The sequence below is a fragment of the Nostoc sp. JL23 genome (assembly GCF_017115065.1).
Classification (GTDB): domain Bacteria; phylum Cyanobacteriota; class Cyanobacteriia; order Cyanobacteriales; family Nostocaceae; genus Nostoc; species Nostoc punctiforme_A.
The window spans coordinates 1-15,393 of sequence record NZ_JABXKN010000050.1 but is presented as its reverse complement, the minus strand read 5'-3'; the positions used below and the strand labels follow the sequence as shown (position 1 = coordinate 15,393).

Annotated in this window: 10 protein-coding genes; 5 read left to right on the top strand and 5 right to left on the bottom strand. The window is 40.2% G+C overall.

Translation table 11 applies throughout. The annotated features are described in order from the left end of the window. Positions 1-77 precede the first annotated feature (77 nt). Positions 78-1,832, bottom strand: a complete 1,755-nt coding sequence (gene menD / locus HWQ42_RS10350; RefSeq protein ID WP_292811612.1) for a 2-succinyl-5-enolpyruvyl-6-hydroxy-3-cyclohexene-1-carboxylic-acid synthase — start codon at positions 1,830-1,832, stop codon at positions 78-80. A 167-nt stretch (positions 1,833-1,999) separates the two neighbouring features. Between menD and folB the strand changes: the two genes are divergently transcribed. Beyond that, positions 2,000-2,368, top strand: coding sequence for a dihydroneopterin aldolase (gene folB / locus HWQ42_RS10345; RefSeq protein ID WP_190939334.1), 369 nt, complete (start codon positions 2,000-2,002; stop codon positions 2,366-2,368). A 1,079-nt stretch (positions 2,369-3,447) separates the two neighbouring features. Continuing rightward, complete coding sequence (locus HWQ42_RS10340; protein WP_292811606.1) at positions 3,448-4,731, top strand: diguanylate cyclase; 1,284 nt, start codon at positions 3,448-3,450, stop codon at positions 4,729-4,731. 277 nt (positions 4,732-5,008) lie between these two features. Here the strand turns inward: HWQ42_RS10340 and HWQ42_RS10335 are convergent, their stop codons facing one another. Together HWQ42_RS10335 and HWQ42_RS10330 are read right to left on the bottom strand one after the other, a co-directional pair. After that, positions 5,009-5,389 carry a calcium-binding protein gene (locus HWQ42_RS10335; RefSeq protein WP_292811604.1) on the bottom strand — a complete coding sequence of 127 codons (381 nt, stop codon included), beginning with the start codon at positions 5,387-5,389 and terminating at the stop codon, positions 5,009-5,011. A 325-nt stretch (positions 5,390-5,714) separates the two neighbouring features. Next, a complete protein-coding gene (locus tag HWQ42_RS10330; RefSeq protein ID WP_292811602.1) occupies positions 5,715-6,698 on the bottom strand; it encodes a DUF1517 domain-containing protein in 984 nt (327 codons plus the stop codon). Positions 6,699-7,996: 1,298 nt separating this feature from the next. On the opposite strand from HWQ42_RS10330, the gene HWQ42_RS10325 reads away from it, so the two are divergent. Together HWQ42_RS10325 and blaOXA are read left to right on the top strand one after the other, a co-directional pair. Next, complete coding sequence (locus HWQ42_RS10325; protein ID WP_292811599.1) at positions 7,997-9,229, top strand: glycosyltransferase family 4 protein; 1,233 nt, start codon at positions 7,997-7,999, stop codon at positions 9,227-9,229. A gap of 265 nt (positions 9,230-9,494) precedes the next feature. Beyond that, positions 9,495-10,301: a class D beta-lactamase gene (gene blaOXA / locus HWQ42_RS10320; protein WP_292811727.1), complete on the top strand. Its 807-nt coding sequence runs from the start codon at positions 9,495-9,497 to the stop codon at positions 10,299-10,301. Here blaOXA and thiS read toward each other — a convergent pair. After that, positions 10,298-10,510, bottom strand: coding sequence for a sulfur carrier protein ThiS (thiS, locus tag HWQ42_RS10315; protein ID WP_292741243.1), 213 nt, complete (start codon positions 10,508-10,510; stop codon positions 10,298-10,300). The two genes, blaOXA and thiS, sit on opposite strands and share 4 nt — an antisense overlap. A 96-nt stretch (positions 10,511-10,606) precedes the next feature. Beyond that, positions 10,607-11,722: a thiamine phosphate synthase gene (locus tag HWQ42_RS10310; RefSeq protein ID WP_292811597.1), complete on the bottom strand. Its 1,116-nt coding sequence runs from the start codon at positions 11,720-11,722 to the stop codon at positions 10,607-10,609. Positions 11,723-12,236: 514 nt separating this feature from the next. Here HWQ42_RS10310 and HWQ42_RS10305 point away from each other — a divergent pair. Further along, on the top strand, positions 12,237-14,147 hold the full coding sequence (locus HWQ42_RS10305; RefSeq protein ID WP_292811595.1) for a DUF1565 domain-containing protein: 1,911 nt from the start codon (positions 12,237-12,239) through the stop codon (positions 14,145-14,147). Positions 14,148-15,393 lie beyond the last annotated feature (1,246 nt).

Sequence of the window (15,393 nt, the reverse complement as noted above, 5' to 3'; positions counted from 1 at the left end):
TTTTAATTTTGACTCCATAAACATTTTGCAAGATTAATACTTTGCATCTCAGTATTTAGTAATATCTAACGGCAGAGTTAAATTACAATATCTGCTGCAAACTGTCGCAAATTCTCCTGTCGCCACTTTGCATCTAATTTCCGATTTGTCTGCAATTCTAAAACCCGAATCCCTGTAGTTGGAAGCGGGTTTAATCTTTGCTTCAACTGCTGCCAAGAAGTAATCAATTCATGCTGCACATTATAAGTAGCGCATAACTGAGCAAAATCAATATCCTGGGGAGTGCCAAAAAATTCTTCAAATGGTGGATCAAACTTGGCAATAGGTAACATTTCAAAAATGCCACCACCATTGTTGTTGATTAACAAAATTGTGAGATGTCCCACAAACTTATTGCGGATTAAAAAACCATTGGTGTCATGTAATAAAGCCAAATCTCCTGTTAACATCACACTACTTTGCTGGCGATGGGCAATTCCTAATGCTGTGGATAATGTGCCATCAATACCATTTGCACCCCGGTTAAAGTGCGATCGCACTCCTAAATTATTTGGTTTCCAGAAATATTCTACATCCCGTACAGGCATACTATTGGCAATAAACAGAGGCGTTCCAGGCGGTAAAATCTGAGAAATTAACCAAGCTGCTTTACTCTCAATTATTTCATCTATTTTCCCCATCGTCTGGTCAACTACTAACCTAACCTTCGCTTCTGCATTACACCATTCCTGCACATAATCTGAGGATAAAGATAAATTTCTCTCCTCTACTTTTATTTCTTCTACAGATATCCGTAAATGTGTCGTTCTCCCGTGCAAAGGGTCGAGGTTTTGGTCACTAGGATCGATTACCCAGCGTCGCGGTTGGGTTGCATCTATCCAGGTACGCAGTTCTTTACTCGTAGGCATTTCACCTACCTGAATCACCATTTCGGGCGCTAGCTGCTTTGCTAGTTGCTGATTTCGCAAAATCAGGTCATAAGTGGAAATCAAATAAGGGTTGAGTTCGGTATAATTTCTGACTGGGGAAAGTCCCTCAGCTAGCACAGGCCATTTGAGGGTTTGGGAAAGTTGCGCGATCGCCTTACAATAATCTTCTGGTTGTGACGGTTGGGCAACACCTGCAATAATGATGCCGCGATCGCACTCTTTCCATTCTTTGGGTATTAGGCATTGGGCATGGGGCATGGGGCATGGGTTTGCTATTCCTGCGAAGAATTCTTCTGGGTGGAACTGGGACTGTAAATAACTCAAATCGGTTCCATCAGGAAGAGGCGCTAAGGGATCGCGAAAGGGAATATTCAAATGGATTGGCCCCTTTGTAGGAGTTTGCGCCCTTTCCCAGCTATGAATTACCGTTTGTCTCAGATAAGCTAGCATTCCCAGATCGGCGGAGGGTAAGGCTAACTCTGTTTGCCAATTTGGGTAGTTTCCATATAATCTCAACTGATCTATAGTTTGCCCAGAGTGACAATCTCGCAATTCTGGGGGTCTATCAGTAGTTAGTACCAATAGTGGTACGTGACTATATGAGGCTTCTATTACTGCTGAATAAAAATTTGCTCCTGCTGTACCAGAAGTACAAAGTAGTACCACGGGGCGTCCGGTTGCTTTAGCTTGTCCCAAAGCGAAAAAGGCGGCGGAACGTTCATCGAGAATGGAAATCGCTTCAATCTCAGGTGCTTGTTGAGCAAAAGCGATCGCTAAGGGTGTAGAACGCGATCCAGGGCAAATGATGGCACAAGTCAATCCCAACCGCTTTAGCGTCTCTGTTAAAATGTAAGCCCAAAGTTGATTAACATTCCTATAAGCGATCGGCATTAAATCAAACATAGCTATAAAACAATCTTAAATTTTAGATTTTGTCTAGGGAAATTCAATTTAAAATCCATCAATGCGGTGTTGGGTTCCATCACCGCCACGCGAGTTTCTGGGAAAGAAAATCTCCAAGCAAACTTGCTCTACTTTCTACAAAATGCACAATTTGCTCTCAAACTTTTATGGATTGCATTCATTTAACGGGAATTCGCGGCTATGGCTACACTGGGTATCTACCAGAAGAACAGGTGCTAGGACAATGGTTTGAGGTGGATGTGAGGTTATGGTTGGATATCTCCACAGCGGCCAAGACTGACGCGATCGAAGACACTTTAGATTATCGCAGCGTCATTAGCTTGACACAACATCTGATCAAAACGTCTAAATTTGTTTTGGTGGAGAAATTGGTAACAACGATCGCAGATTCTATCCTCCAAGAGTGCGATCGTGTAACAAAAGTTCAAGTCACTCTTAGCAAACCTGCTGCACCTATTCCAGATTTTGGTGGCAAAATTAGCATTGAACTGACTAAAAGTAAGTCCAACCTTTAATTCACAAAATGCGTTTTTTTTCAATATCTATCAGCTAGCAAAAACAGGGGGTTTACGTGGAGCTTGGAAATGTCTCATAATGATAATCTTTCTTGCTATGACCCCCAGCACCTGCTGATTACCAAAAAACTAAAAAATACCGCGATCTGCTGATGAACATTTAACTTGCATATTTTCAGAGGACATCAATTGTGATTAAGTATTAACCAGAAGCTATAGGGCTAGTACCCCAAGGCGGAAGTCAAAAGTCAAAAAGCTTAGAAGACAGGCTTTTGAACGATTTGAAATAGTTGCTTTATTTACGCCGTGCTGTACTAGTATTTTATTTTTAAAATACGCGTAGTGCCGTGGCAAGGCTAAAATAATGCATTAAAAATATCTCAACTATTGAGATCTGAGAAACATAACTAATTTTCTATTGCACATATTTAGGCTTGCCATGCTATTACAATAAGACTGAGAAGTTTAAAAAATTTACGGTTGTTATATGAATATTTCTAAGTAAGACGAGTTTACTTATCATTAAAAATTTCAGACAGATTTAGACCGTAATCTAGACCTCATCTGATATAAAACCTGTTTTTAGGTAAACCAGCATTAAACTCTTTAATTACAGGTTACGATGAATTATTAATAATATTTTATTTGATGTATATTAGCATAATAGATACAACAAAGTCTAGATTTTTTAAATTAGATTAAAGTAATATAACGTGATTTTATGATTTTTTTTTCTTGATTAATTTGTATAGAGATATTATACTTAGTGTTTATACTTTCCCAATAAAAAATTATTGTATACATTTTAAAATCAGTTTTTGAGTGCTTGATAATTACATTCTAATTTAAATTTGATGTTTAGTAGCATCATATTAGCTACATAAATTAATTAAAATTAGCTTTGACAAGCATAGAAGTTTCCGGAGATTAATAACATGATGCTATTTACTCATTAGTCAGTATTAATATCAAGCAAGAAAACAGGGTCGCTAGAGATTGTTTATGATAAGATAAGCACTTTTAACTTGAGTTGACACTGACAACAAAAATCTGAACCTTAGCAAACAGGTTATCGTAACATGTTCGCCCGCAAAATCCTAGTTGTTGAGGATGAAAAAAATATAGCCTCAAATATTAGAAAAAGTTTACAAAAATTAGGTTATTTAGTATCAGAAATAACTAAATCTGGTGAAGAAGCAATAAAAAAGGTAGCAGAGACTCATCCACATTTAGTATTAATTGATATCTGTCTAGCTGGAGAAATAGATGGTCTTCACGTAGCGGATATTATCCAGAATCACTTCCATGTGCCTGTAGTATATCTAACGGAGTGTTCGGAATATAAAACATTATATAAAAATCAGCTAAGTGAGCCTTTTAGTTACATAGTCAAACCATTTATTGAAAGTGATTTACATTTTGTGATTGAAATGACCCTGTACAAACATCAGAGCAAAAAAATATTATACGAAGAAAAACAGAGGTTGATGGCAATTATTAATAGTATGGGTTGTGCAGTGATTGTGACATACGCAAATGGTTGTATTGAAATGATGAATCCCATAGCAGAACTAATCACTGGTTGGAAGCAAAGTGAAGCGTTCGGGAAAGATTTAATAGAAGTCGTTAACTTAGTTAATAAAGATATAGGAGAAAAAATTGAAAACTTGGGCACTTATGTAATCGAAGCAGGTGAAGTTTTCAATTTACCAGAAAACTGTACATTGATTACCAAAGATGGCAAAGAAATAGCGATTGGGGATAATGTTGCACCTATCCGCGATCGAGATGGCAAGATTACTGGCGCGGTTTTAGTTTTTCAAGACATTACTAAACGTAAGCAGACAGAGGCGCAACTGATCCGCAATGCATTTTATGATGGGCTGACAGAATTACCGAATCGTATTTTATTTTTAGATCGGCTCAGACAAACTATTGAACGTAGCAAACGCAGAAGCGATTATTATTTTGCAGTTTTGTTTTTGGATTTAGATGGCTTCAAAGAGATTAACGATCGCTTTGGGCATGGAATAGGGGATGATTTTTTAGTAGCGATCGCTAGACGTTTAGAGTCATGCTTACGTAGTGGCGATACTGTAGCACGATTTGGTGGTGATGAGTTTACTGTTCTTTTGGAGGATATTAAAGACATTACCGACGCTACCAATGTTGCCAAACGTATTCAAGACTCTTTACAATTGCCAGTTAACCTGAACGGATATCAATTATCTACTACAGCTAGCATTGGTATTACTTGGAATTTTAGTAATTATGAGGAGCCTGCAACTCTGCTGCGGGATGCTGATATTGCTATGTACCAAGCTAAACGCCAGGGAAAAGCTACTTATACCATATTTAGTTAAGAATGGAATATGATACTCTAGGAGCTACTAAGGTTATGGTATACAACTGAGAAGCCCGATCATTCTGTCATGGAAAAAACTGAAAAACAGAATTCAGGAGTCAGTAGCTAGAATGGGCTAAACCTTAGCTATCCGCTAACATAATTGAATTCTTTATGACTGGCGGACTTAGACAAACGCTCAGGCGAACGCTGAAAATAGGTTTAAGTTTGCCACTTTGATTCTGAATTCTGTTAGCGCAGCGGGGCGTAGCCCATTCTGAATTCTGCATTCTGCTTCAAAACTTATAACCTCTAGCAATCCAATAGAGCCAGTCTGTGATCGCTTCTTGAGTTTCACTGTCAGCATCAATAGCTGCTATTTCAGATAATTTTGCCGAATATACATCTTCATCCTTACCATTAATATAAGCAACTTCGACAAACATATCTTTTAAGCACTCATCATCTGGGGCCATTCCCAGGACTTCAACTTGTTTCTCCTCGACAGAACCTGATTTGCGTGCCTTCTTAGTCCATTTAGCCAGAAAGGGAAAATTCAGAGCCTCTTCGAGGTAGTAGTACCAACCCATAGCCCGGTCTTCTTTGTCTTCAGCATCTACAATGATCTCAGTTTTAATGCGATGCTCTCGGTTTTCGTCGGCTTCAACACTAGGCATAAGATAACACTTTGCGTATAATTCATTTTGATAATACTACCAAAATGTTTCTAAAATCATAGTTCAATATATCTCTTATGTCCGTTTAATTACTTATTAACCTCCAAGAACCCCATCCCTGAATACCCTCTTTGCAAACTCTTAGGGCCGGTTAGGGTGAAATGACTGTGGGAATCATAACTAATTATCTGGAAATGATATAAACTCTATAAAAAACCGCTTGTCATTGACAAACGGTTTTCTAGTTATTGCTCTTAAGGGTAAGTTATTCGTTGCACTAAGATGCAAAGTTTTTTTAGCGCTCAAGCGCAAAATTGTTCAGAGATTAAACAAGTCTCAAATCAGGATAATTTGCCAACACATCATCAGATGTGAGAGTATCATTTTCAGCTTGCGGAGTCCAAAGAACTTCAATTGCTAGAAGCTTGTCGCTAGGGATACTACCAATTTGCCGCAAAGCTTGACGCAAATCATCAGCACTATTAATCGCTGTGGGGATTTCAAACTTACCTAGTGTCGCCGCCAACAATGTGACAATAATGTATTCACCAGGACCTTCGGTAAATAGGCGAGTGGGATTGTCGAGTTCACCAGCCGGAGGTAAAGCATCTTTAGCAAGGGCTGCTTTTAGCTGGTTGTTGACGTTAGAAAGAGTTTCTTCGCTAAACTTGCTGCGTTCTGCCAGTGACAGCCGATTAAACTGACCTTCAGCTGAATTTAAACTGGCTTGTTGAGTGCCACCACCCGCATATACAAAGTATTCGGGATGGCGGAGTAAAGCTAGACTGGCTTCTTGGAGAATTTCTGCTCTGCCTTCTGGGGTGTTAGTATCAGCAGTTTCAGCAATGTGGTTGAGTTCATTTTGCAATTCCCGGGCTTGAGCTAACAAACCTACTTGCAAACGAGTTACAGAAACAGGAGAGTTACTGCTGTAATCTGCTTCTCCAGTTTCACCGCTAGAGACACGGCGGAAAGTTTGCAATAAGAAATTAGCGATCGCCAAGAAAATTAAGATGGTAAATATACCACCAAATCCTCCCCCAATACCCCAGAAGGGAACTATGAAGGGAAAGCCAAAGCCACCACCAAAACCACCACCAGGATAGTATCCGCCCCCGCCAGGAGGTGCATAGGTGCGCGGTGTATAAGTGCGACTGGAAGGCATTCTAAAGGAGCCACCACCGATACGACCCCCACTGCGGGCTGCTAATGCGCCATCAGCGTGACCAAGAGCCAAAGCTAACACCAAGCTTAGGGCTAAGAAGGTTTTTAACAGCGGTTTGATGGTTTGTTGTAGTTTTTTACGCATAAGACAATCGCTTGAAAAACGGAATTATTATTTATGATCTCTCCCTATGCTGGGAGTAGTGTTGCAGGATGTCGCTAACGCTAGCCCGTAACAAGCAAGTTTGTAGCATTCACGTAGCATTGACTTTTAGAGGCTACATATTTAATTTACCGCGTCTTATCTTGGGTAAGTAGCGATCGCAGGGGGGATTTCTCGACTGGGGAACCGTACCTGAAGACATGTTTATCATCACAGAAATTTACGATGTCTACGACGGGCTACGCTTACGGGCAATTGTTTGCTATGCCTTGGGCTAGCAGTTATCAGACTACAGTTTTGAATTATACAGATGATTTTAATTTTTAGTGATTATTTTGACTAATTTTTTTAATCATTCACTGAAATGGTGTTGAGTAAAATAGAACTTACGCAAACATTCGAGTAGCAAGTTAATCTGACTTTTCACGGAATTTGGAAAATCTCTTCCATATCTCTTCTTCTAGCAGAGAGACTTTAAATTTTCTCTCTTCACGACACTGTAAGGAGCCTAGTACCGCAAGTCAAAAGTCACGCATAATTGTATTCCGAGCTTCTTGCGCCATTTGAAATGGTATGTTGTACTAGATTTTCCTTGGCTGTTCCATATCACGTCAAAAGTTAGGAATATTTATTTACAAGTACTTCTTTTTAACTAATTACTTAATGATTTAGCACTGGCTCAACGAGCCACCACCATTAATAACATTATTTAGTACATTAAAAAACTTAAAAATGCGTATACGCAGAATAATAAAAAGTGCCTGCAATGCCTGTCAGCCAACGTATACAGACGCAATTTTGCTACTGAAATTTACAAAAGTTTTTATCATTTTGGTACAATAGTTCAGGTATTTAGGATATTCTATTGAACGTAGTTAAATTTGAGAATGTTCGCAACAGTTGTTCACTGAGTAATTTCGCTACAAGTGCTAGCTTTGAAGTTGTTACGTATTTAAGTTGTATATTTAGTCGTGAGGGTTGTCATTAGTTATTTGTATTTCAAAGGACAGATGACCAATGACAAAGGACAGTATTAACGAACGCGCATCAGCTTATTTATTGTTCATCATGCACATAATTTCTCATTACTTGAGAAATTTGCAGCAAAAATCAAATCAACACAATAAAAAAACAATCTTCCTGGCTAATCTTCTAAAATAGGCTTCAAATTTGTCTACCAAATTCGTTTTAAAAGAAATAAAATAATAAGGATGGCTTAGAAAGTAATCCTAATTGTAAATAAATTAAAAACTATTTGAAATATAGTCATCAACTTTATTATGGAACATATTTCTCAACTAACAGCCGAAATCAGAGACAAAGCTGCATACCCAGATATCCTAGTCATATCCCGGATCTTCCTGCCGAAAGAAGCTGTAATTGGGGAATATATCTACAATCGCTGCCTCCAAGATCCAGAACGAGTAATTGTGCTGGCAGCTAGTTGCTCAGGAGATGAAGTATTTGATAAGAGTCAACAGTTTCCTGTGTATCGCTGGTATTATCCTAAATATTGGCGTAGTCGCTATGTGAGAAATATCCTGAAGCCTTTGGTCAATATCGTCTGCTCATTTGTCCTAGCAATTAAACTCTATTTTCGCTATCACTATCGTTATATAGAGTGGGGCCACGGCTATGATTTTCCTTCACTGTTGCTATTGAGCTATTTGTTACCGATTCGCTTTTTTATCTATCTGCACGGCAACGATCTTCTTTGTACTTTACACAATCCCGTGCTGCGATCGCTATTTAAATTAACACTAAAACGCGCTGAAGGCATTGTTTGTAACAGTTCTTATACAAGAGACTACCTCAGAACTGCTTTCCGATTGGATACTCCTACCCACGTCATTAACCCAGTCATCAGACCAGAAAAATTTGGGAATAATGTAGCCAATCCCAGTAGCCTTGATGATTTACGGGTTCGGGTGCGTCAGACGTACAACATTCCCGATTCCGCAATAGTGATTCTCTCCATCGGCAGGCTACTAAAACATAAAGGTTTCGACAGAGTAATTGATAATATCCCAATACTGCTAACTTTTGGGGTCGATGTTCACTATATACTCTGCGGGCAAGGGCCAAGTGAGTCGGAACTGAAATCTCTGGCGCATCGTTTGCGGGTTGATAAGCGCGTCCACTTTGCTGGATATGTGCCAGAGCGAGAATTAGCAGGTTATTATGCAGCTTGCGATATATTTGCCATGCTGACTTTATCGGATACTAAGCCTAATAATATGGAAGGTTTTGGTATGGCTTATTTAGAAGCAAGTTACTTCGGGAAGCCGATAATTGCCCCTCGTTTAGGTGGTGTTCTAGATACAGTTCAGCATGAAGAAAATGGAATACTGGTTAATCCCAATTCTGGTTATGAAGTTTTTCAAGCTTTCAATCGGTTGTGCAAAGACCAACAATTACGCGAGCAACTCGGTCGTAAAGGTAAAGAATTAGCCAAGCGTAGAACTCTTCATCGCTCGCTTTATAAATCAGAGGGAAAAAACGCAATTTTGTGAAGTGATTTTATTAACTAAACCGGATGAAATCATAAAATTCAAAAAATACCAAAAAGGGCAATTTACTATAAGCCATATTCTGCATAACCTTTAACAAATTGCTTCACAAAAGAGCAAGATTACAGTGTAAAATCTCGCTTGTGATGTGATTAAGTGTGCAATGAAAAATATCTGGTTTAACATAGAGCAATTCCTTCGGCGTTACACAAAGCACCGAATGCAATCTTTCGTGTTTACAGTCATTGGATGTCTTGCTGTAGTTAGTATGATTACCTTTGGAGCAATGTATGTTGTGGCTCAACCTGCTTCAACTTCATCTGAACGTCCCGCTGTGAAAGCGCCAAATTTCGGGCGCCACTTTCAAGAATTTGGGCGTGAAGGCTCTATCTTGATTTACGACTTAAAAAATAACCGCATCTATGAACACAATCCTCAACGTAATGCAACTGCAATTGCTCCAGCTTCAACATTCAAAATTTTTAACGCGTTGGTGGCACTAGAAACAGGTGTAGTTCCTGATGATGTGGCAGTTCTTACTTGGGATGGAATTCACCGAGAGATTGATGCCTGGAATCATGATACAAATTTGCGTCAAGCCTTTAAAGATTCAACTGTTTGGTTCTATCAAGTATTGGCGCGTAGGGCTGGATATGAACGGATGCAGCAATTTATTAACAAAGTAGGCTACGGGAACCGTCAGATTGGCACTGTCGCAGACATCGATGGTTTTTGGCTACAACCGCAGCTATTGCAAATTACCCCCAAAGAGCAAATTAAGTTTTTGCAACGGTTGTATCAAGGCGATTTGCCTTTCTCGCAAAGGACAATAAATCTTGTTAAAGACATTATGGTACGCGAACAAACTCCAGACTACACACTGCGAGGAAAGACGGGATGGTTAACGAGTATCAAACCAAATTTTGGTTGGTTCGTGGGTTATTTAGAGCAAAACAAAAACGTCTACTTTTTCGCGACAACCCTTGATATACAAAAATCGGAAGATGCACCCGCCCGCATTGAGATTACACGACGTAGCCTCAAGGATTTGGGCTTGCTGGCTCAAATTAACTAACCACCACCGACAATAGTTACAACTTCTAAGCGATCGCCTGGCTGCACTTTTGTTTGCTGCCAAAACTGGCGGTGTAAAATTTCACCGTTATACTCTACAGCCACCAAGCGGGGGTTAAAACCCAATTGTTGGAGCAAATCGGGTAAGGAAGTTTGCAACGAACAGCTATGGGTTTCCCCATTTACCTGAATCGTAATCTCGTTAGACATAATATGTGTGTGGGGCATTGGGCATTGGGCATTGGGAATTGGGCATTGGAAATTGGGTATTGGTTACTCACTTTGGACAAATGACAAATGACTATTTTAAAGTTCTGGTTTAATGCGATTGAGTTGCGAGAGCAAATATTGCGTCACGAGGGTAGGCTGTTCGGCTTGCATAAGCGATCGCACCACTGCGACACGTTCGGCTCCGGCATCGATTACATCATTGATATTATTGGCATCTATTCCCCCAATCGCAAACCAAGGAATTGAACAATTTTTGGCAGCATAGCTGACGTATTCTAGCCCTGCTGCTGCTTTACCTACTTTTGTAGGAGTTTCATAAACTGGCCCCACGCCAATATAATCTACACCTTCCGCAATTGCTGCTTGCATTTCTTCTTTATTTGTGGTTGAAAGCCCTATCAGACGTTGCGAACCCAGTAATTGCCGAGCAACAGCAATAGGCATATCTTGTTGTCCCAGATGCACGCCATCGGCATCGACAGCTAAAGCTACATCCACGCGATCGTTAACAATGAACAAAGCGCCGTAGATGTGGCATAACTGCCGTAATTTTCTAGCTTGTTCCAGACGCAAAGAATCATCGGCGGTTTTGTCGCGGTACTGTAGAAGCGTTAATCCACCTTTGAGTGCAGCCTCGACATTGTTCAACAAATTTTCACTAGGGGAAGTCACAAGATACAAATGCGATCGCCACAACAATTGATGGCGCTGATGACCCATTAAACTACTTTCTAGGGTATAAACCTGATAGCGCATCTGCTTACAAGCTTTAGCCATATTTGGCTGGTAAAGCTTGCTGTATTCTTCCAACACCCGTAATGCTTCTTCTATCCGGCAAAAGTTAGCTTGCAAGACCGATTTTATACTGGCTCGTTGTTCTTCTTGAGGATGGGTTAATTCAGTCCCAGGATCGCCTGGTGTATCTCGCGCCGCCCGCAATTCTGGGGTATGCCACTTGGCTACCTCTTGTCGTAGCCGTTTGCATTCAAGAGCCAACTGGGCATTATTCAACCCAAACCGACACCATTCCTCGATAATTCGCAAGCCCTCACGAGCGCGATCTAAATTGGCATCTAAAATGCGGTAAACAACTTGCTGTATTTGCTCTTTTTGGCTGTATGGCTCGACCATTACAACAACCCCGTTAGTGCTTTCATCGAAGTGTGAATTATCATAAGTCCTAGTAACCATAAGTTAATTAATTTGCTTTTTTTTACTAGATTTTTGCTGAATCTACGCAAAACAACGTAGTAGTGAGGGTTACGGTAAATTATCCCATGTTCCTATAGACAGTGATAAGGGTAGTTTGAGGCTACAGTTTCGCACTGAGCTTAGTCAAGTGTTTTACGGTAGACAACGAGCTTACAAAAGACTGGCAAAAGGGAATACACCAGAAAATTCACAATTGAAAAAGAATGTAGAGACATAGCAGTGCTACGTCTCTACAAGGGTTCTGGATAACGCATATTTAATTTCACTCTTAATATCTATTAGATATAGAAGTGAAAATGATATAGGCACAATTCATGAATTGTGCCTACAAATTATTTTGGGCAACGCACAATTAATTTCTGGAGATGTCTAATATCATTTATTACTATGTATTAAATATCGCCAATCGGTCAATATATGAGTAATATTATCGACATAATACTCTCTAGAGAGTATAAGAATTTATGATTACTTATAAGGAGTCGTGTTAAATATGATTCTCTCTCGTGTGTTTCCTGAGTACCGTAGAGTAGATGTTCTGTTGGCAAAGCTGAAGTTTCTGAAATCAGCAAGGGTTTTATTTTTTAGTTTTTCAGTATTATCTTTTACTGTAGGTATGGGGGCGGCAAGTATAGCGTTTCTGGGTATCAGCCTGGATAGTGCAATCGCTCAAATTCCATCGACACCAGATTCAGCGCCTCTGAATCAGAAAACACCTTCTCAGGCTAATGTGCTATTTGTCAACCCTAGTGTTGGAGATGACAAGGCAGGCAATGGCAGCGAATCCTCTCCTGTAAAGACGATTACCCAAGCCCTGCGATTAGCTAACGCCAATACTGTAATTATGCTTTCAACCGGCACTTATAGCGCCGAGACAGGAGAGGAATTTCCCTTAATATTGAAACCGGGTATTTCAATTCAAGGCAACGCCAGCAATCAAGGTAAAGACATTATTATTCAGGGAGGCGGTGATTATCTGAGTCGGAGCTTTGGCGGTCAAAACGTCACAATTGTCGGGGCAAACCAAGCCTTGCTCACTGGGGTAACGGTGACGAACTCTAATCCCCGTGGTTACGGTTTATGGATTGAATCTAGCAATCCGGTAGTCGCAGAAAATACATTTACTGGTAGTACTCAAGATGGTATTTCTGTCAGTGGTAATGCAGCACCCACCATTAGCAAGAATTATTTTGATGGCAATGGAGCCAATGGGATCACAATTGCTGGTAACTCTAGTCCGCAAGTGAAGGAAAATGTCTTTCACCAAACAGGTTTTGGGATTAATATTGCCCAAAGTGCCGCTCCTGTAATTATAGGTAATCAAATTCAGAACAATAGATCGGGAATTGTCGTACAAGCAAATGCCCGCCCGATTTTGCGGAATAATATTATTCAAGATAATAAAGAAGATGGTTTAGTTGCGATCGCTCAAGCAATGCCAGATTTGGGTAGTGCATCCGAACCTGGGGGTAATCAATTTCAAAATAATGCCCGCTACGATATTAATGCCAGCGCTGCTAAACAGGTGATTTCTGCTGCTGGTAACAACCTTGTAAGCGATCGCATCACTGGCAAGGTAGATATTAATGGTACAACAGCACTAGCAACCGAAAATTCTCAACCCGCCCCTGTTCCTAACAATGCGTTACGAGAAATACCATCAACTGGAGAAATCACCTTCTCGGCTCCCGAAATCTCTGAAACTACCAATGGGCAAACCAGCAACAGCATTTCAGTAAATAATCCTGTTTCTACACAATTAAATAGTCAACGGCTGCCATTAATGCCAGCCAATAATATACCGCTTTCCCCGCCTATATCCAAACAACCACCCACTTCTAGAGTCGTCGGATTTCCTACTCCTAGCAGCTTGTCAGGTAGACAAATACCAACTAACGCACAGCCGACTGATACACCACAGTTAAATTATGTGCGGATTGATCCTAATACCATTGAGTTTACGGCACCAGAGTCCCCATCCAATTCAGTTGTACAGCCACCAGTTCCAAGTATGAGGGATCAAACGCAGCAGCCATTACCAATACTAGAAACTGCTGCTCCAGGTGCTTCAGAACTTTTACCACTTCCCGTAGGCGTAGCCCGTCGTAGACATCGCAATATCCCCATTGTTAATACTCGCAATCTGCAAACAAGTTCTGCAAGTATTCCTTATAGTGGTAACTCTGCAACACAATTTGGTGTACGTTATCGCGTAGTAGTGCCACTTATAACTGATAAAGATCAAGATTTAGTACGATTCCTTGCTCCTGGTGCGTTTCCCACAGTTTGGCAAGGTCAAAGAGTTATGCAAGCAGGAGTATTTAGTAGTGAATATAATGCTAAAGAAATGCTCAAAACACTCTCTAGTAAAGGTTTAAGAGTCATTATGGAGCCGTTGAATTAATTGGGTATTGGGCATCCCTTCTCTGCGAGACGCTACGCGTAGCTTGCTTCCCCCCTTTTTTTGATTGTAATGGGCGATCGCGGGTCAAAATGAAATCAATTGCTTTAAGAGAGCGATCGTTTTCCTACTGTGGGGAGGCATCGCTCTTTTAGTCATCATCATTCACTTTTCTGCTTAAGCTAAGTACTAAGCCTAATTTGATACTTTATTATCTCTTCACTTTTCAGCGGAATTTCTAATTGACAAAAGCAATGTTATCCTAACTTGTCACGAATGAACCGATTTAATTTTATTCAATAGTAAGAGGTATGGAACCGACCATCGAGCAACTTAAAGCATTCTTTGACTTTTGCGTTCAGGCTAGTAATTTGTTTAGAGATATAGCATTGGTTAGATTTGATGAGAGGACAAGCCGAATCGTGATTTTGATAGGCGAAACCATCCAAATAGAAATTCTTAGTAATGGGGAGAACATTATCCGATGACAAACTATTTAACTCTTAATGAGCAAGAATTAAGACAATATGTGATATCAAACCCCCAAGATGAGGAGGCATTTCAGCATTACCTCAGCATCATGAGAGCGAAACCGAGGGTAGTGATTAGAGGCTGAGTTAAAACGGCGTATTAATCAAGCTAGTTAACATAGAACCCGTTACTAGAATGTCAGTAACGGGGTTTTTCAATTTAGCAGCTTGACTCAATGTGATTTTTGGGACTTGCCTTTATTTAGCAACGCTGATATTCCCGCGATCGCCTTTGCCGTAAGTTGGGTTGGGCTAAGGAAACCGATCATCTAATACTCCGACACGACTTCGAAGTACCTCAACACGACTTCGAAGTACCTCAACACGACTTCGAAGTACCTCAACACGATTTTGAAGTACCTCAACACGACTTTGAAGTACCTCAACACGACTTCGAAGTACCCCAACACGACTTTGAAGTACCTCAACACGACTTCGAAGTACCTGTCGCTTATTTAGAGTAACTTTTTTGACAAACTGAATAAAAACTTCAGTACAATCCACTAAAAATAATTAGGTCGATCTTAATTTGCTTTAATTTTTCCGAATTATCTCTCAGAGAAGTTTATTGTTGCATTGGCTAGAGTACATGCAGTAATCCTATAACTTCCTTCAGGAGCGCATTTTATGGCACGACTAAAACGCAGTTCACCCCAGGGGAAACGCACCTTATTTCCTAACAAAAACTAATAAGGATTTCAAAGTCATCTATACAAGTG